Origin of the sequence: Carboxylicivirga sp. M1479, from assembly GCF_007097485.1 — a bacterium.
GTDB lineage: Bacteria > Bacteroidota > Bacteroidia > Bacteroidales > Marinilabiliaceae > Carboxylicivirga.
The window spans coordinates 35,157-57,918 of sequence record NZ_VKDE01000013.1 but is presented as its reverse complement, the minus strand read 5'-3'; the positions used below and the strand labels follow the sequence as shown (position 1 = coordinate 57,918).

Genomic DNA, 22,762 nt, shown 5'->3' with positions numbered 1-22,762 from the left:
GTACTTAATTAGCGCCATTAACCGTAATGTACTAATACCCATTTGTAAGCAATACTATTAAAAGAAAGAGCGAGATCGACGACGGTATTTGGAACCTGATCCTCCATTTATACCTGGAGCACTACACGGTATAGCACCACGCGACTTAACTTTTTTAACAGATTGATTAAAACGGTATATTAATGTTAGTTCATTGGCTCCATTACTATAACCACCTAGTTCGGATAATGTCCAATCGTAGCTATAAGCAAAACGAGCAGACCCTACATTGATACCAAGTATAAAAATTAAGCCATCTTGATTCTCTAGCCCTCCACTTGATGCAAAAGGTATACCTCTATACCACAATCCCAATTCTATTGGATTAATATACCAATAAGTACCCGCATCTAGTTGACGAAAACTCTCTTGCATTCGATAATGAAAAGCAAGTGTAATACTTTGCTCATCATTACGACGCATTTGATCTTTATACTGATACTTATATCCACCATATAATGTGGTTTTAAAAGGATTATAAGTTTCAATATCTGTCACTCCAATATTACTTTTAACCAAATTGTGAAAAGCAAAACCAAACCAAAAATCATCACTATAAATCATGGCCGAAGCGGCTGCATCAAATTGCTTATGACTGTACTCCTCACCCGTACTTCCACTGCCAGGTATAAAACCGCCTTCTAAACTTTGATCGGATGGAAAAACTGCATCGACCAAATTTAGATTACGCTCTTTATAAGCAAATTCAATACCCGGGCGAACAAATATCTCGCGAGCCACCTCAAACTCGTAGGCATACAGCAAGCTAAAGTCCTGACGAACTAAAAGTCCATTACCAGCATCATCTCGCATAGCCATAAAACCAATACCACTACTGTACTCATCAAAAAAATGATCGACTGATAAGGCATAAGAACTATATGTATTGGCTATTCCAGGCCACTGATCGCGATAGGTTAAGCCCATACGTGTTCCCTGTGTTAAACCAGTAAACGATGGGCTTAGATACATGGGAGTGGCATACATTTGTGAAAATGATACATCTTGCGCCTGCACTCGAGTAACTCCGGCCACAAGCATAACAATAGCACATAACACAAACACTTGTTTGCCTTGATTAACTTTTGAAATGATATCTCTTATTATTCCCATTATCTCACTAATAAAACGCTTCCTGCTTTATTTTTTTCTCTACCGTTGGTAAATCTAACAAAAGCTTTGTAAACATAAACAGCCTGCGGCACAAGTTTACCCTTATAAGTTCCATCCCAACCTTGTTCAATATCTTTTGACTCGTAAATAAGCTGCCCCCATCGATTAAATATTTGAATACTATATTCTTCAACATCTTTATTTTTGGCTTTAAAAATAGCATCGTTACGCTCACCAATGGTTCCAGATCCGCCAGAACCACCAGGACGCGGCCTAAAGGCATTCGGGAATTCAACATAACCACTTAAATAGGCCTCAATAGCATTATCTTTTGTGAAACTATCTTCACATCCTAATCCATTCTGAACAGTCAATGTAATAGAATAGGTACCCTCATCAGTATATAGATAGCTTGGATTCTGCTCTTCGGATGTTTGACCATCGCCAAACTCCCAGAACCAACTAACAGCATCAATTGATAAGTCGTAACACCTAATTTCATCTTCTGGCAGATACACAAGCTCTGGCCCAACATTAAAATCTGCTACTGGATGATCATGTACGATTATACGTTGTGTAAAAATAGCATCATTACCACCAGGTCCGGGTACTGTTAAAGAAGCGGTATATGTACCTGGATCCTCATAAACGTGTTGTGGTCCATTCACTTTGTCGGACACATAAGATTCAGTTCCATCTCCAAAGTCCCAAATATACCTACTACCATTAACAGAGTAATTGGTAAACTTAACTTCAAGAGGATAACAACCCACCTCATGATCAACAATAAATCCAGCATCCGGCGTCTCCAAATAATCAATGGTTACTTCATCGTAAGCTTCACAACCTTCGGTAATAATTGACCAACGGAAAGTACTTTTCCCAGCAGGTAAGTCACGTACAGTGGTGTTAAAAAAGTTAGGATCATCAAATGTGCCTCCTCCTGAAACTACCGTCCAAACACCATCTAAACTACCAGGGTTTTGTGCCTGCATGTCATATTCATTATCGTAGGTTACATCATCTTCTCCAGCATATGGGCTCGCCTTATTACTTGTCACCTGTACAACATCTTCCGTAGTACAATCACCATAAGAGATCGTCCACTTAAATATGTTGGTACCATAACCAATACCCGTCACCTGAGTGTTGTGTTTTGAAGCATCAACAAACTCACCAATGCCACTCTCAACACTCCATTGTCCAATTCCATCAAGCGGATCGTTGGCATTTAGAGTTATGTAATCTTCGCATATTGTGCGGTCGTCTCCAGCTTCTGATTGATCTGGTATTTTATTAAAAATAGTGATCTGATCAGAAGTAAAACAATCGCCATTGGTAATGGTCCACATTAATATATTTTCACCGAAACCAAGATTACGAATAGTCGTTTTAGCATCAGAGGCATTATCAAAATCTCCTTTACCAGACACAAGTGACCACTCTCCAATACCATTACCATCCTGCGGTACATTCGCATCAAGTTCAGACCAATCTTTACAGTCTTCTATATCAGGTCCAGCTTCAGATATTTCAGCGGCGTTGTTTGATATCGTGATTGAATGACTCAATTCACATTGTCCTCGAGTAATAGTCCATTTTAGAATATTATCACCAGGCATTAAGTTACTAATAGTCGCTGTTGGACTCGTTGGATCATCAAAATTACCATAACCCTGTTCAATTGTCCAAAGATGCTCTTCATTAACGAGAGGCTCTTCCGCTTTCAAGCTAATGGAACCATCACAGGTTGTTTCATCAATACCAGCATATGGTACAGATGGTTCGTTATTAATAATTCGAACTTCGTCAACTGATGTACAAATACCATTGCTGACAGTCCACCTTAAAACATTGTCTCCTTTAGACAGACCAGTAACCGGAGCTTTAGGGTCAGTTAGATCCGTTATCGTTCCTGAGCCATTGATCACTGTCCAAACACCTTCACCAGGTGATGGAACAGAGGCATCCAACACTGCTTCACTCTCACATAACTCCTGAGTATTACCAGCATAGGCAGCACTTGGAGAATTATTCACAATTGTTACCTCTGATATTGTTTCACATCCTCGGTAAGCAACTACCCAGCGTAATACATTTGTGCCTTTTGCTAAGTTACTTACCGTTGTGTGCGGATTATGAAGATCCTCAAAAGATGCCTGACTAGTGCCACCAATAACGCTCCAAGTTCCGATTCCTGGTGTTGCGGCATTACCATCAAGAATTGTTTCACTCGCGCACAGTTCCTGCAATTCTCCTGCAACTGATTCAATGCGATTATTACTAATCACAACATCGTCAAACGATTTACAATCTTTATTACTAATGGTCCAGCGATAAATATTATCACCGAACTCAATATCATTTACTGTTGGATTATTAACATCAATGTTGTCAAAACTACCAGTACCATTTTTAATACTCCATTGCCCGGTTCCATGTCCTGATAGAGGTATATTACCACCTAATGTCGCCATATTAACATCACATAAAGCCTGATCGCTACCTGCATCAGCTTTGGTTGGACTATTATTTGTGATAACAACAGTACTAACTGACTGACATCCGCCATAGTCGATTGTCCAAGTAAGTATGTTGTCTCCCTGATCCAAACCAGTCACTTTAGTATATGGGTTATTAGGTTCTTCAAACCTTGCCGATCCGCTACCTGACTCAATTCCCCATGATCCAACACCTGGATAAGCTGTATTCGCATTTAGTACAGTTGAATCTTCACATAGGACCATTGCATAACCGGCATCCGCCTCAACTAAGTTATAGGCGATATTTACTTCGTCCATAGAAAGACAACCATTATTATCAATCACCCATCTAAAGCGATTATTTCCTAATCCTAGGTCAGTTACAGCAGATTCTCGATTGGTTGAATCAGCTATACTGCCTGAGCCGGCAATTAATTGCCAGTATCCGATTCCCATACCAGCACGTGGTTGGTTAGCCGATAATACCACCGAATTGTCACAAACAGGTCTATCCTGTCCTGCAACAGCCATATCCGGTTGATTATTAATTATGGTAATTGTATCGCTTAAAACACAGCCGTTATTACTTATTTGCCAACTCAACTTATTAATACCTGGAGCAAGGTCCTTGGCCCAATTATCGTCCAATGCAAGAGCATCAGCATGACCGCTCACACGAATCCATTCTCCAACACCAAATGTTGGTGTATTAGGCGTTAACATAATTGAATCAGTACATAAAGTTACATTGTCACCAGCAAAAGGCTCGGTTGGCGTATCGTTAATTATGGTCATGTAATCTTCTGAATAACAACCATGGTAATCAACTTCGTACTTGATAATGTTCTCACCTTGTTCAAGTCCGCTAACAGTAGTCGAATAAGCATTTTCATCAGCAAAGGTACCTGAACCACCAATCACCGACCACTTAACCGTCTCGCGATTAGGAGTTGGAATAGAACCACTTAATGCAAATACATTATCAATACAGATTGTTCCATCTTCACCGGCATTAGCGACAACCACTTCATTGTTTATTATCACCACATCATCATATGACTTGCTGGCACCATTATATAGTGTCCATCTGAAAATATTTCTTCCTGCATCTAAACCAACAACTTTGGTGTTAAACTTATTTTCATCTTCAAATGATCCGGCCCCCTCAATAATGCTCCACTCACCAAGTGCTACCAATGGTTCGTTACCATTTAAAAGAATCTCAGCATTACATGTAGAATCGTTACGCCCTGCATTGGCTTGTTCAATTGCGCCATTCACTACAGTAACATCCGATGAATAACTACAGCCCGCATTCGTAACTGTCCAGCGGAAAACACTTTCTCCCTGACGAAGATTCGTAATTTTTGTTCCTGCATTATCCGGATCAACAATATTACCACCACCAGACACCAAAATCCAAAAGCCACTACCTTCATGAGGCCTATCTGCCGTCATCGTAGCCTCACTGCCGCTAACAGTAACTTGCGAACCTGCTGAAACTTCACGTTTATCTTGGTTAGAGTCGATGTAATAGGGTTTATTATTAGTAACTGTTACGATATCAGAAGATGGACAAGTTTCATGCATAATAGTCCAAGCGAACCTATTTACACCATATTCCAGGTTACCTAACAAAATACTTGGGTTACTATTTTGATCTACCTCATAAGTCGCTCCACCTTCAACAATACTCCATGCTCCTATATCTCCATTAACAGGCTTATTGCCATTCAACATCACTGTTTTCTCACATACAACAGTATCTTTTCCGGCATTTACTTCAACATGTAAGTTAGTGATGGTTTGATCGGCATAAGATGAACATCCTTCATGAGTAATGGTCCATCGGAAAGTGTTTTCTCCAAGGCCTAGACCACTAACTTTTGTATTAAACTTTGTTTTATCCTCGAATTTACCTGCTCCACTAAGCACTGACCAGTAAGCTTGTTCTCCTCTGGCAAGATCAGGAAAGCTCGTTGCTTTTAATTCTGTTTCGTACGAACAAACGGCATCATTAGCTCCAACTTCGGCTAATGTTGGTTGGTTATTTGTTATAACAACCTGAGCTGAGCTTTCACATCCATTCTGCTTTAAAGTCCATGTCAGTGTATTGTCATCTGGCAACAACTGTCGCACTTCGGTAGAAGGATTAGTTCCATCTACAAAAAATACACTCTCTGTTGAAGACCAATAACCAGTGATACCATTCGCAGGATCGACAGGTGTAGCTTCTAATAAATAAACATCACCACAAACAATATCATCGGCTCCTGCACTTACATCTAATTTGTTATTGCGTACAACAATTTCAGAAGACTTAGTACAGCCTCCTTCTTCAATCGTATATCTAAATGTATTATCACCTTGACGTAAGCCTGTAATATTAGTTGTAGTACTATTAGAACTTGCAACAGTACCTGAACCACTAATCAAACTCCAACTACCATTGCCAACAACCGAACCGGCAGCCGTTAATGTTACTGCGTCACCACACACATCGACCAATGTACCGTTGGTTATTACAGGATCAGATGGCTCATTATTGTATACTTCAACCAATGCAGTGCTTGAACACCCGTTTTGAGTTATTGTCCAGCTAAATACATTGCGCCCATTCTCCAGGTTAGAAACAGAAGTGACATTAGCGCTACCATCACTTATAACCGCTGTAGAACTGATTGGCTCTACCACTTTCCAAGCGCCGCTTGTATTGGCATAAACATTACCATCTATATCAAGTGGAATTGGTGTTCCTGTTAAATCGGCTATGCTGTTACATACAGTTGAGCTTGCAGCCTGAGCTAATACTGACAATTCATTGTTGCGCACCGTTGTAAACGACTCTGCACCACATTGATTGTTACCCATATTAGTATTTGTCACTCTCCAGCGGAAAACGACATCTCCTCTGCTTAAGTTTGTGACTGTTGTATTGTATTTTGATACGTCGGTAATAGTAGCCTCTCCACTTACTACTTCCCATTCACCAGAATAAGCAGCATTAACTAAAGATGCATTATTTGCCTGCATCGTATAGGTATCAGCGCTACCACATACATTTCCATTAGGCCCTGCATAGGCAACTGGCAATGGATATACATTAACACCTAGTTCTGAATCAGCTAAAGCATCGCCACAATTATTATAAGGTATTACCTTGATCGTACTACTTAAGGAATTGATTATCGGATCTAATTCCACAACAATAGAAGCTCCATCGGTATCACCAACAATATTAAAGCCTGTTGGCAACTCCCATCGGTATGCTGTGGCATTCGCCACTGGAGTAATACTGTATGAGAAGCCAAACTGTCCCTCGCATAATTCTGCTGGCCCAGTAATCACTGACGGATTAGCAGGCAATGGTTTAGCAGGAATCCAAAGTTTAGTAACAGGACCTTCACCACAACCGTTATCGCCTCCTTTAACTTTAAGATAACCTCCGGCAAAGTTGCTATCAAATTCTAATTCAACCTTAATAGTACCGTCACCTGATACTATGCTACTATTGTCAGGAGCAATCCAGGTATATCCACCAGTCGCATAATTAACCGCTTCTACTGAATACTCAACGCCTACAGCACCTTGACAAACGCCATCGGTATATTGTGGATCTACAACATTGATTTTTGCAATGCGCTCAGGCAAGTGATTGATGGTTACAATAGCTTGCTGGCCAGCCACATTTACAATACAACTGTTGGCATCGCGTACTGACTTAACTGTATATGTAGTGGTTGTAAGCGGCCTAACGTTTAAGGTCTCTGAATCGCTATTAAAGGTATAACTTACTTCTTTACCATCTTCATCCATTACTAGTGTGTAGGGTGCTTGCCCAGTAAAATCGAGCTGTAAATCAACACCGCTTGCATCATTTGCACAAATGGCTTTTGCCCCGCTTAACAATACACTTGGATTATCTCTGACATCTACCAATACTTCGCCATTACCCACACTGCTACAAGTAGTATTATCAACAGATGTGATCACATATCTGGCATCGTCAATTGGTGAATCAGTGAATAAGTATGGATTATTAGTCGTTGTTACAGTACCTGAACTTCCATTATTAAGATCTTCCCATGTAAAAGTCCACTCTGTTCCACTGCTAAATACAACCGATAAACCAACATCATCACCCTGACATACTTCTGTTACAGTAGATGAAATACTCGCTGTTGGTGGTTCGTTAACAATAACAGTGGCAGGAACAGGTGTTATATCAAAACCTCTTAAACAAGTCGCATTTCCAGGTTCATAAACCTTTAATATGCTGTATTCATAGTTTCCTCTAGTTTCTGGAGTTACAGTTACATTGAACGGTGAACTACTCACTGTTACATCGGTATATTTATTTTTTCCATCGAAAATAGTTACTGCAAGATTACCATCACTAAAGTTCCAGTTGCTAACAGCCAATGTTAAATTTGCATCCTCGCCCCAACAAATTTCCTTACTACCTGCTGAAACATCAAGAGCTACTTGTGCCTCTGGTTGGGTAATTTCTTTGATATCCTCAGCAAAACAATTAGTAGGTGCTGATTCGTATCCAGGGTAGTCTTTAACATGGTCACTTACCCTTATGCTGTAGGTGGCTGCAGCAAGCCCTGAGAAATTTAAAGCTACGTTTGCTTTAACATCTGACTTACTTTGATAATCGCCATTATCGCCTACAATCTCAACGAAATAATTACCCGAAGCATCTGGAATACCTCCGTCAACGGTTACTTCAATTACACCATTGTTACCCAAGTAACATGTTGCATTGCTAATCACATCGCTCGCAATTGTTAACACAGGCTCTTCGGTAACAATTACTTCTTTAAGTGCTGTGTTACCATCTCTATCGGTAATAGTAATTTGGTAAGTACCAGCCAATACACCAGTGTATGTATAATTCAATGCATCAACTTCTACATGTGTAACAGCACCCTGTTCTATTTTAATGTTATAGGTAGGACTTCCGGTAGCTAAGTTTTTATGCCCACCGTAGATATTAGTGATGTCAATAATACCATTACCATCACCATTACATGGTCGTACATGGTATAATTCATAGTCAAAGTCTAAGCTTGCATCTGGACCAACAACATTTATCAGTCCGCTTCTTACAGAACATGCATTATCATCTGTAACGATAACATAGTACTCTCCTTTTCCAACACCATCTAATACAGTATTATCAGTACCTACTGCATTGTCATCTTTATCAAACCAGGCATAATGATAGGTTCCTACGCCACCGCTAACAGCGATAGAAATAGATCCATCGCTAGCTAATGGTAAAGTGGTATGACTAACAGTAAAGTCATCAATCGCAATACTTTGTGCTGGCTCATTGATTACAATTGGTCCACTTGAAATATTGCAACCTTCTGCATCTACTATAGCAACTTCATAAGTTCCGGCTAGGAGTCCAGTTGGATTATTACCCGTTGGAATACTAGGACTACCAGACCATAGATACGTTAAAGCACCTGTTCCGCCAGAAGCACTGATAAGTATTTCACCACTTGCATCATCTTTACATTTAACATCGGTTACATCTACCAAATCAATTGATACAAGCTCGCTAGGTTCTGTAATATGGTATGTTTGAATAAATTCGCAAGATAACTCATTATCAATCACAAGCAACTTGTAAGGACCAGCTGGTAAATTATCTAGATTTTTTCCTGAATAAGCTCCATCATTCCAGTCATAGGTGTAATTATCGTTGCTATTTCCACCTGAAACAGTAACACTTAACTTACCTGATGACTCGCCTTTACAAACGACATTATCTATCGCGACATCGACTATTAAGCCCGAAGTTGCAACAACATCAAATATGACTGGTATACTACAAGGTACACCAGCTGGTGTTCGTCCATCAGCAATGTCCACCTGGTATTTACCTTCAGATAAACCTATTTGATTACGAACTCCATCTTGTATTTTCGTTGGATCACCTATTAAGGTCGTCCAAGAATAGGTATAGTTTTCATCACCTCCAATTACATCAAAGGAAATAGTACCATCATTGTTTCCAGAACAAGATACTGGTGTAACCACCTTATTAATTACCTCAATAGCCTTAGTAAGGGTTTCCTCTACAGTAATACTACACGATGATTTAGCCGGGTCGGCATCCGTTACCGTAACCTGGTAAGTACCGCCGGATAAACCTGTTTGTGTAGTAAGAGAATTATTAAGAGCGGTATGATTACCATCAACAGTACTCCAGTTATAGGTATAGTTATTTGATCCACCATTAACGGTTAATTCCAGTTGACCATTATTCCCATCACAGTCAGTATCTGTTGGGGTAAGAACTGCACTAATTGGATCATTCTCCTCAATAACAACCGTTTCGTTTGCGGAACAATTATTATTATCGCGAACAGTTACTGTATAGCTACCACTTGATAAGTCACTTTGGTTCTGTGCATTTTGCACAATACCTCCAGAAGTTGGGGACCAATAATATGTATATGACTCTACACCTCCTGTGGCTGATACATTGATATAGCCATTATTATCTCCGTTACAAGTGATATCACCCTTGTCAATACCAATGGTAATAGCCTGTGGTTCTGCCACATCGAATAACCAAGTGCGTGTACATCCTTCAATTACATCCGTTACAAGAACCTGATATTCACCTGCTTTAAGATTTGAGATAGATGCGGTACTTTCTGAGTATGTAGCATCTCCTGTGTTAGTCCATGCATACGTAAATGCACCACTTCCACCAGACATGTTTAAGTTAATACTTCCTGTAGCACCATTATGACATACAACATCGTTAATCACTTCACTTTTGTTCATTTCAAGCGGAATGGTTATTGAACGAGAAGTAAAACATGCATTTTTATCAAAAACACTTACTGTATAGCTTCCACCTTGATCAACAATAAACTTCTGCTTATCACTAACATCTTGAACGGCTGTACCTGTTCCAGAAACGCTGAATGCATATTCACTTGCAATGTCACCTGTACCACCACTTACATTGTCAATCACAATTGTGCGTTCATAATCGTCACAATCCGTTATTTCGTAATGTAAATCGAAATCTATTTCAGCCGGCTCTTCAATATCGTAGAAAGCAACAAAACTACAGGCACCATCTTCTACCAATAGTTCGTACTGGCCAGCAACAACATTGCTCAGGTTCTGACTATGTTCGTTACTAGCCGTAATACCTGGCCCACTCCAAGTGTATGTATAAACACGACCTTTAGGATCGATTTCAATGGCACCAGTCTGATCTCCAAAACATTCAACATCACTCACCGATGCGGCAATGTCAATCTCCGTTTTTGGAATGATAACAAAATTAGTATCTGCAACGCATCCACCACGTCCTGGATCGGTAACCGTTAAACGGTATGTACCAACCGACAGTCCTGCCTGGTTTAAAGTGGCGTCTGAGAAACCAACTCCGCCATCTAATGACTGCCAATTATAAGTATATGAAGCTGTTGCTCCAGTAATGACAACATCATTGATTTCACCATCGTTAACCGTTATACAGGTCGCATCTTCAGTAGATCCACTTATTACAATTGTACTAAGCGTAAAACGATCGGTAAAAGTACAATTAGAGGCATCGCTGGAATTGATATCCTCAACAATAAGATCGTAAGTATCAGCTGCAAGCTTATCAACGTTAACTGGCAACGCCACACCTACTGTATTCGTGTAAACATCTGAGTAAACCAACTCATTACTACTGTTCTCTATCGACACTCTATACTGCTGACCGCCATTATCGTATCCACCAGCGATAGTAATATCAAGATAACCATCGTCACCGCTAGTTGGTGTTTCGCAACTTATTGCATAATCAACTACTGTTACTTGAAGCTCGTTAGGCTCTAATATATCTTCAGAGGCCGTTACGACACAACCCTTATCGTCAGTTACTACAACAGTGTGAGTTCCTGCAAGAAGGTTTGTCTTAAGCGCTTCAGTATCTAGAGGATTCATTAATTGATCCCCCGCCCCGAAGTTATAACGGTAAGGAGCTGTACCTCCACCTATAGTTAACTGCATTGCTCCATCTGCATTTCCAAAGCAAGAAGTAATATGTACAGGAGAAAGATCAAGTGTTAATGCTTGAGGTTCTGTTAGTGTCACTTCGTGTTCAATGGTACATGAAGTGCTAGACAACTCAGCCTCAACTTTGTACAATCCTGCAGTTAATCCGGTAATTACTCGATTAGTTTCACCGGCAACGACATCAAATGTGCTAGTGCTTGTATTCCACTCATACCAAGTATAAGAAAAACCAGAACCTCCTGTTACATTAACAGCAATTTGTCCATCATTACCTCCATCGCAAGATACATTCTTTGTATCAGCGAAATCTGTACTGATGCCTAATGCTAATGGCTCTTTAATATTGAATTTCTCAGTAACAGCACATGTACTATTATAATTAACAGTCACATAATAATCTCCTGGCACCGATAAATCTGATTGTGTACTTTCAGCTGCTACCGTTCCGCTTACAAGATAACCTCCTGGGCCACTCCATATCATTTCGTAAGCAGTTGGATCAGTTGCACTTGCCACGTTAACTATGATTCTTCCATCGCCAGCACCATTACATGATATTGACGAGATGACTCCGGCTGTAATGCTCACTTCATCAGCCTGATCAATACTTATTACTTTAGACAATTCACCATTGACATCTTTTAACTTAACAGTATAAGTGCCGGCACGTAAGGATGAAATAATATCATTCGTAAGAATATTGGATTTAGATCCGTTAGCAACTGTTCCATCATGAACTGTTCCATCCCACTCAATATCAAATGGTCCGGTTCCTCCAGTTACTTTTATCGAAATAACACCACTATTATCGTTAAAGCAATTAATAGTATTGCTAACTAAATCAAAACTTAATGCGATACCAGTTTCTAAAATCGTAACATCCTTACTTACAGTACATCCATTGCTATCAGTAATGATATATGTATAAGTACCAGCTGCAAGATTATCGCGCATCCATAATCCATCGAATGCACCAGCACCATCGCTCCATACAATTGTATATGGCGAAGTTCCATTGGTAGGCGTATTTACCGAGATTGTTCCATCGTTAGCTCCAACTACCGAAATGTTAGTTGGATTATGCGATACATTAATAGCAGCTATTGGTTGTTTTACTTCTGGTAAATCATCAACAACACATCCATTATTATCGGTAACAACTAAACGATAAATGCCTGCTAATAAATCAACTGGATTATTATCAACAGCTGCTGAGATATTTGCATTATCAGATACTCGCGTCCATTGGTAAGTATAAGGAGCAGTTCCACCACTTACGCCAACTTCAATTTCTCCAGAATCGGAACCAAAGCAATCAACATTAGTGATTGAAATATTATCGATGCTTGGCAAAGAACTTGGTTCACTTATAGTGATTGATAAAACATTTGTCTTCTCGCAATTATCAGGTGTACTTGTTCCCATATCGCGCACAGACACATTATAGGTCTGAGCTGCTAATCCTGAGAAAGTAGGTAAAGATTGCCAAGCGCGTACTACACCACTAGCATTACTTAACTGGTATTCAAAAGTTCCCTCACCACCTGAAGCTACAACTGTTAAGGAACCAGTACTTTCACCGAAACAGTTGACATCAATATGCTTCGTAGGATCTGGATCCTCAGTTACAGTAAAGTCATTTGGTTGATCAACCGTTATTGTCAATAAGTTTAATTGTTGACATAAAATATTGTTTCTATCTCGTATACTTAATGAATAAGTATCTGCCTCTAAAATATTAAAGTCACCAGTTGGCTGCCAGTTGGCACCCCCATCAATGGAGTAATCATAATTACCGCTTCCTCCTTGTCCTGAAACAACAATGGATCCATCATTACCATCAAAACATGAAACAGGAGTTACTAAAGGATTAAGTGCAAAACTTAAAGGTGTAACTTCATCAACATCAATCTCTAAGACATTTGAAGAAGAGCATGATAGCGCATCTTGAACTTTAATAAAATACTTACCAGCATTAATATTGGTAAAAGTATAGCTTGCTGCCTGGTTGGTTGCAAACCATGTTGCTCCATTGTCTAATGAATAATGATACACACCAGAACCTCCAATAGTAGAGACTGTTATAGCTCCATCATTACCACCATTACAAGTCACATCTGTAACATCAATGGCAGGATTATGACTGATGATAATTTCTGTTCCTTCGGTAATTGCGAAGGTTCCCATTGAAAATTCACAAGCATTATCATTTGCATCACGAACTAGTACTTCATAGTTTCCTGCTAATAAGCCAGACCAGGCAAATTCATCGGAAAGAATAGGAACAGCAGTTTGCCAATCTACAATTTTGTCTCCTTGTAATCTGAATTCATACTGACCCGAACCTCCATCAACTTTAACAGCGATTTCTCCTAAACTTCCTTGGAAACAATCGTTATGAGTTAGTAGGTGACTTTCCAATGAAATGTCAGCAAGTGCCCCAACAATATATGGTGTTGCTACATTGTCAATTCGACAGCCATTGTTATCAATAACCTCAACTGTATAATTGCCAGGTGTTAAATTTTCAATTTTTTCTTTATTGCTTTCTCCATTCGACCAAGAGATATCATATCCTAATCCTGGATAAGTAACAAAGTCGGTCGTTCCGCCTTGCACATCAATTTCAATTGAACCAGTATTTTGCAATGAACAATTACTTGCTTGAATGTCAAGTAAATTTATGACGAGAGCATCTGGTTGCGTAATTGTAAATGTTTGCTGAACTGCAGCACATATATTAGTAGGATCAGTTACATCTTGAATAGTCAAATGGTAATCTCCAGCTAATAAGTCTTCAATGTAATTTACCGGTCCACTTGAAATGATCGTCCCAACAGGCTGCTCCCACTGATAAACATAATTACCGCTTCCTCCCTGCGCTAAAACTTCTAGTCGTCCATCATTGCCTAAATGACACGAAACATTCGTATTGTCTATTACAGTGTATGTTAATGGATTGACATCCAGAATTGTAACATCAACCTTTTGTGTTTCGCAAGAATTATAAACTGCATCTTGTACCCAAACACTGTGTACTCCAGCACCAACACCTGTTACATACAAACCATCTAAAAGAGCTGTATTGGCCGCTTGCCACGAAGCACCAATAGCAGGGTCGGTCAAAGAAAAATTGTAAGTACCTGATAAACCACCACTTGCTTTAACAGTAAATTCACCATCGGTAGCAGTACTACAAGTAATATCCTTATGACTTACAACTTCTTCAGTAATTGTTAAAATATTTGGTTCGCTGATAGTTATTGGAGTATCAACTTTAACTATGCACCTTTGGTAAAGAGCATCAGCATCGCGTACCCAAATATTATAAGCACCAGCACTCAAACCGGTGTAGTTAAACTCATTAACATTAGTAGCTGGCAACCAAACTTCAGTTGTTGTTGCCGGATCGGTTAATGAAAATTCGAAAGTTCCACTACCACCTGTTGCCACTACAACAAATTCTCCACTTGTACCATTATGACAGTCATTGTCAATATGCAAATTGGCATCAGCATGCTCGGTAAGCATTATTGGTGTATTGGCAATAATCTCAACCCCAAAAGTTGTAGTACAAGCCTTAGCATCAGTCACCTGAACACTATGGTTTCCAACAGGCATTCCTGTTTCTGTTAAACCAGTACCACCTGTTGACCAAATAATCGTATAGCCATCTGGCAATGCACCATCTGGTGTTCCGCCAGAAATAGAAATAGTTGCACTTCCTTCGCAATCGACACCTGCTGTACAAGGGGTACAGCCAACATTTGTTTTATTAAGCAGGTTAACATCCAACGCAGTTAATGGTTGTTGAACGTTAACTGTTAATATATCAATTCGTTCAGAACATTTATCGGCCGGAATAGAAATATCTCGTATCGAAAATTCGTGATCGCCTAAACCTAATCCTGTGAATGTTGGTGATAATTGCCATGACGTACCGTCAACTGAGTACTCATAGTTGCCGCTACCGCCACCACCGATTAAAGTAACGGTTCCATCAGAATCTCCGAAGCAGCTAATATCCGTTTGGCTATCCAAGTTAAGTGATAGCTCATACATGATAATATCTGTACTGCCATTCATAACGGCAGCACAACCGCCCATATCTGCAATTACGGTATAATTACCTGTACTGGTAAAAAGTTGGTCTCCACCTGTTCCATCATTATTAACCGTAAAGTTAAATGAACTACCTGTACCATCGAAAGTGACAGGTATGGATAAACTTCCTCCATTTATTAATAACTCGTAGGTAACACCAATGGATGAACCTGTTAAACCAATAGTTCGTCCCTTTGTTGCGAGCGGAGCATCCTTACAATATATTCCTCCGCCTTGAATATCATAGATAGCAGAAGGAGTATCAAGAATTTCGATTTGTTTACTGACTGTATGAACACAACCATCAGCTCCTGTAAGTTTGAATTCAAGAGTGTTGATACCAATACTCATACTAGCTGGGTCAATTGTCGCAACCCCATTGCTTGTATTTGTTAAACCGCTTATGATAGTAAACTCTGCACTTGCTCCTGCTGGAATAGATGTACCACTTAAAGTGATAAGACCTGAACTATTACATATTTTATCGCCATCGAATACTCCGTTAAAATCAAGTGCTGGGTAAATATCAAATGATGTCTCAACGACTTTTTCACAATCGGTATTATCAGATTTGAAAGTCATTACAACACGATAATTATTGCCGACATGCCCATTGGGATCAATCGTTGCCATATTATCACTTAAGTCGGAATCCGTCAACCATGCAACTGAACTACCGTCACTGGCAAACATTTCAAATATAGCAGTTCCATTATTTTCATCGAGACCGCTTGCAACGACTTGAAATGGATCATCATTTTCAAAATAGATGCTGCAAGGCAATAATATAGTAACATTGGGTTCATTAACTGAAAACGTTCTTGTTTTAGTTGAAATACATCCATTATTATCTACACGATGAACAATTGTATTTAAAGTTGGAAATAAATTAAGATTACTGGTGGTAGTATTAAAGCCATTATTAATAATACTTCCATTCAAGGTAAACAAAGAACTATAATTAGCAATATTAGGATCTGAGGGTTTCAAGCCAACAAAACCATAATTAGCACAAAACTTATCTATTTCCACACCATTATCATCGGTAGGGAAAGTAAAACTTGAATCAGGAGTTTCAATGATATTAATTTCCTGAATTAATTCATTAACACACGAACCACTATTATAACTATAAATTACTGTATAAACACCCGTTTTACCATTACTTGAGGTAACAATCTGGTTAGGGTTAAAATTCTGCGTATTATTTACAATGCCATCCCCAACAGTATTTCCATCGGGATCGACAATTTCAAATGATGAGTTATCAACCGTTGCTGGTGGCAATACTCCATCAATATATCCCTGAAGTGGGTAATCAGTATTATCATTAGCACAATATTCACTCGCCAAACCAACAATACTAATTGGTGTGCCTACGGAAACATCCAAGGTAACACTACCCACACAGTCCGTTAAAGGATCCTGAAAAGTAAGAGTAATTTGATGATCACCTAGGCCTGCGTCTGCTGGTGAGAAGCTGGCTGTACCTAAGCCTGTTGATGTCACACCAGGTCCACTAAAAACAGCATAATCATAAAACTGATCGAGTCCTTTAAACTTAGCTTTAATGTCTATTGAAGGAGAGTTCTCACAGTACTCGGTATTTGGAGTCGTATCATCAAACAAGACAATTTCCAAAGTGGTGGCATCAATGGAATTGGCATGCACTGTTGCTCCTTTAGTAATGCTGTTTATACATTGAGAACCATCTGTATATGTATATGTTAAGTCATATGTTGTTCCAGGTACACCAACCATGCCAGGTTCAAACGTAGCAGTACCATCGCCATTGTCAATTAAGAAGGAGCCAAGACCTGCACCTGACCATACACCACTTGCATTGCTTGGTTCACCAACTAAGGTTATATTTACTTCATCCTCACAAAAATTATCAGGTAAATTTAATATATCAACATCTGGTAATGTATTTTCCTGTATGGTAAAATAATCACTATTATTGAGTACATCCTTTAAAGTAACTATACAGCTTAGGTTAGGACTTCTAGCCTCTATATGATACGTTCCTTTTGTAATATTTGAAAAACTACGTAGCGTGCCATCACCAGTTATTGTTAATACATCATTGCCTGAGTTATCAACTAAAACATAATTAATTAAATTCTCAGTGCCATCAATATTAACTGTAACACCTGTTTCGTTTGTACAATAACTATAATCGGGTATACTCACCGTTTGAGGGATAGGTTGTTTCTCTACAATCAAAACATCACTCAAAAAACGAGAACATACACTATTTTCGGCAAAAACAGAATAGGTTCCGGGAGTAGTAAGCCCACCAAAAGTAATGTAGTTTACACCATTACCCGTTTGTTCCATTGCAGGTAATACAGGATTATTACCCGCGCCATTATCTAGATAGACAGTATATCGCACACCAAGTTCGCCAGGGTTTATCGTAATAGTTCCTGTTCCACATACGTAACTTGGGCTAATCGTTAAGAAGCTTATATCATCTGGCTGTTTAGTGATTGTGATGTTGCCCGCCACCATTTCTTGACAATTATTGACGTTTGTCGCTCTGACAGTGTAAACACCAGGGGCCAAAAGCTGCACTGCTGGAAAGAAGCTCTTACCCGATCCATCACCAGTAAAAGAAGAAACTGGTGCCGCTATATTATTATCACGCAATAATTCGTAAAAGACATTTAATTCCGTGGTATTTAAACCAATATTCTTCAATTCATTGGAACAACCATTAGAACCAACCAATGCCATACCACTAACATCGGGCCCCTGTACAATGGTAATTGAATTATTCATCCATTCAGAACAGTTAACTCTTGTTCCCTGCACCCAATAGACTCCAGCAGTAGATAAAACAGTACTGAACGAAACAGGACCACCCGCTCCGGAAGCATCTCCAATTATTGATTCTATTGGCCCAGCGGCAAGAGCACTAGCTATATCAATGCCAGTGTATAAAGAATAACTTACACCCATTTCAGAAGCAGCTAAGCCAATAATATTGTTATCATTAGAGCACAAATTACCAGTTAGCGCCATGATATCTTGAGGGCTAACTGACTGTTCGATTGTGACTGAACCTAACATATTCACATCTGCACATGTTCCTGCTCGCGCTACAACTGTATAAGTTCCCAAATCACTGACTGCAGGAAATATAAATGAGCCAGTTGCATTACGATCGACATATTCAATTTCAGCACCATCTTTCAGAAGTACATAACGCACTCCAGCCTCGCTATTAGCCATTCCAATATTAATGGATGCACCTGAGCTTGGCAATTTGCAAAGATTACTACCACTAACTGAATAAGCCGTAGGTGCACTAACAACATTCACAGGCATTGGCTCTGAAGTGCTCCTACATTCAGGATTGTTTACGTCATATATTTCAACAACATACTCGCCATATGCGTTATATTCAGGTCTAGTATTATCTGGATCCGTTCCTGGATCGTTATCTAATAAAAATGAATTACTATTCCCACTTAGAAGGCCACCATTATGAAACCATGCATATCCGCTATTAGCAGGCTCTGCTGCATCAAGTTGTGTTTCTAGATATAATTGACTTACACCATCATCGCACATACCAAAAACACCTGAACCGTCAGGTTTATCAAGAATTGAAATTGATGGCATAGGCGTATCACTTACAACAACAGGTGCTGTCGGAAAAGGTCCGCAAGTTCCAGTCGGATCTGTTACAACAACAGTATAGCTTCCTGCTCCATAGCCCCCATTTGCAACATCTTCTAATGTATAGGTTGATGTTGTAGCTAATGGTATATCAGCCCCATTAAATTGCCACTGATAGTCAAAATTATTTTCATCAAAAGGCATCACTTCAAGCACATGATTACCGTCAAATATAGTAGGATCACAAGCTGACTTCCCCCCTTGTATCTGAACATCAACACTTGTTAGTTCACCTAATCTAATTCGATTTGTGGTAATATCAAGACATTGACCATCATCCACCATGGCATAAAACAAATCCTGACTAACAATTTTATCTCCACCAAAGTTAACTCTCAGGTCACTGGGAGTATTACTATCTTTAATTATCTCTTCTGTGCTTCCATCCTCACTTTGCTTAAATAAATCTACGATATTTATACTACCAGATGAAGCTACTGTTGCGAATGTATACTGTCCTCCAGGAAATGAACAAAATAGCACATCTTGCTCATTTCCATCCTCATTATGCAAATGCACAGTTGGTGCCACTTGCCCGGTTACTGCAATAGTTACTGTATAAGTTTGATCTGTTGCATGAAACCATGTCAGAGTATATGTATCGCCTTCTTGTGCGGATGCAGGTATTGTTATAATGGCATCAGGATCATTAACATCAGTTAATGTCAAACCAGCTGTCTCCGACCAATAACCTTTCTGAAGGTGACCTGGAGGTGCTGCATCTACACCTTCTACATAATCCGTATCAACTAAGTATTTGGCTAACCTAACCACTCCATCTTGACAAACAGGTACAGGCGGCGAATTTGTAACAATAATAGTTACAGGAACACCTCCATGACCCCCAGCATGCCATTCTAATCCAACATAAGAGCTACCAGTACCTCCTGACCAAGTGATAACATCGTCATCTGAACGTAACGTTGCACCTTCTGCAATAGTAAGGCCAGCTGGTATTGTAGTCCAGTCATGATCATGAGTTAAATCGTCTCCCGTAATACCCGCAGCAGTTAAAATTTCTAATCCGGTTAAACTGGCTCGCCCACCAGTATATACTATTTGCCCTACTACCTCAACTCCCACCAACAAACTAAGGATTAACATCAAAGATGCAATCCTTCCTCGTAATCCTATATTGATTAACGCTTGGGTATTTATGCCCATATCCCCGTCCTTCTTTTATAATTTACTCTACTATTCTAACGTATGTGTGTTTTCTACGCAAAAATATACTTTTTGTTGCTCGTTTTACTGATATTTTAGCTTCATTTTCAAGATGTAGTAAAAACCCCATTTACGATAGGACTTTAGTCGTGTTTTACCAAAAACAAACATGAACAACACTCATTTTAAGCTCCTTTAGCCATGTTTGATCAAATAAAATTTACTAAGCCTTTGATTCATCTCTCATTATTTCAGTATACGAAAAGCATTACCAGGCAAGCACTTAACAAGGCCATTAAATTCTAAGGCCAACATATTAGCACTAACTTTACTCACTGCTAAACCACTCTTTATGCACAATTCATTTGCTGTTAACTCTTTATTTTCTTTCAGTACGTTATACAGTAATTCTTCATCAGCCGACTTAAAATCAACAAACAAGGTAGACTGAACAGCCTGATCTTTCGCAACACTTTCCCAAGCTAGAGCATACTCCAAATCATCTACTCCCTCAATTAGTGCTGCAATATTTTTCTTAATCAAATAATTACCTCCTTTGGCCAAGTCATCGTGCGCACTACCAGGAAAAGCCAGCACATCGCGATTGTAGGACTCAGCAATACGTGCAGTAATAATAGCACCGCCTTTAATGCCAGATTCCACCATTACCAGAGCATCTACCAAACCAGCTACTATTCTGTTTCGTTTCACAAAATTAGGTTTGTCGGGATTTGTTCCCGAAGTAAACTCAGTTACCAAACCGCCATTTACAAGCATTTCTTTAGCAATATTCCGATGCAAGGGCGGATAGATACGATCAAGGCCATGCGCCATAACGCCCCAAGTTGGTAAGCCAAATTTTAAAGCAGCCTGATGGGCACAAACATCAATACCATAAGCTAAACCACTTACAATACATGTTTTAGGATACCTCTTAGCAATGCCTTCGATGAGTTTTTCACAATTAATACGTGCCTCATCAGATGCCTTCCTTGTTCCAACCACCCCTATTACCTTGTTCTGATTGAGCTGCAACTGGCCTTTCACATACAGAATAATTGGCGCATCGTCACACATAGTCAGACGCTTGGGATAACTGTCATCGTTGAAATATAGTGTATGGATATTATGCCGGGTAATAAACTCCAATTCTTCTTCAGCCCTATCGAGCACATCTCTTGACTTTATGGCACTGACTAAGCTTTTTCCTATTCCAGGAATAGCCATTAAAGCTCTTGAACTTTCGGAGAAGATGGCCTGCTCATCGCCAACATAGGCAACAAGGTTACGAGCTAGTTTTGGGCCAATACCCTTAACCAAGCTGATGGCTATTTGATATTTTAAGCGATCTGACAATGTAAGGTTTGATTATCAATTACTAAAGTAGAAAATATTATTAACTTACCAAGCATTATGATTAAACAGAATCAATAAACTCTCACACGATGTTAAAATCATTCACTGCCCTAGTGCAGGGCTGGCACATTATTTAATTAATTAGTTTTTCACCCTTCACTTTTGGCTATCCTCCTTGCCCCACTCGAAATGCAATTTCGACAGTTCGGTGGCCTGCTCCATTGGCGGGCATGCCAAGGCGTGAATAGTGATTAATTTAATTGAACACCAAAGGAGCTTGACCTACTTTGATTGTGAAATTGATTAATCATTAGAGCCGGTGGTAGCATCAATGGGACTAGCGTTTTGTTTTTTTGGGCGATGCAAAAGAAAGGAAAATCATCTCACAAAACAGGGTATTTCATTGCTTCCTTTCGTTACAAATTATTATTAATCCACAGAAATGTACTCATAATCCTATTATTCATGTCCAAAAGTCAAAGCGTACTTTGTAAAAAGTTACCTTGAACTTTACACAAAGTATGCTGCAACTTTCACTAAAGTATAAGGTAACTTTACCTAAAGTATACTGTTACTTTTACAAAAGTATAAGGCAACTTTTTTATCAGCATTTTAACTTAACTAAACAGGGCAATCGCATTTAAAAACTTTTTTCGCGAAACTCTTCTATTTAAGAGGAAAAAACTTGATTTTGCTCTAGTCGCAAGGGCTTTTACTTTCTTCCTTCAGCCGAAGAAAGTAAACAAAGAAGCCCGCCGACTACACCA

3 protein-coding genes are annotated in these 22,762 nt (G+C 39.3%); all 3 read right to left on the bottom strand.

The annotated features are described in order from the left end of the window. Positions 1-57: 57 nt before the first annotated feature. The 3 genes from FNN09_RS09355 to dprA all read right to left on the bottom strand — a co-directional run bounded on the left by FNN09_RS09355 (position 58) and on the right by dprA (position 21,995). Positions 58-1,152, bottom strand: coding sequence for a type IX secretion system membrane protein PorP/SprF (locus FNN09_RS09355; RefSeq protein ID WP_143301819.1), 1,095 nt, complete (start codon positions 1,150-1,152; stop codon positions 58-60). Further along, entirely contained in the window at positions 1,152-20,639 is a 19,488-nt protein-coding gene (locus FNN09_RS09350; RefSeq protein WP_143301817.1) for a PKD domain-containing protein, read from the bottom strand. The genes FNN09_RS09355 and FNN09_RS09350 overlap by 1 nt, the downstream gene beginning before the upstream one ends. 246 nt (positions 20,640-20,885) lie before the next feature. Then, positions 20,886-21,995, bottom strand: a complete 1,110-nt coding sequence (dprA, locus tag FNN09_RS09345) for a DNA-processing protein DprA (protein ID WP_143301815.1) — start codon at positions 21,993-21,995, stop codon at positions 20,886-20,888. Positions 21,996-22,762 lie beyond the last annotated feature (767 nt).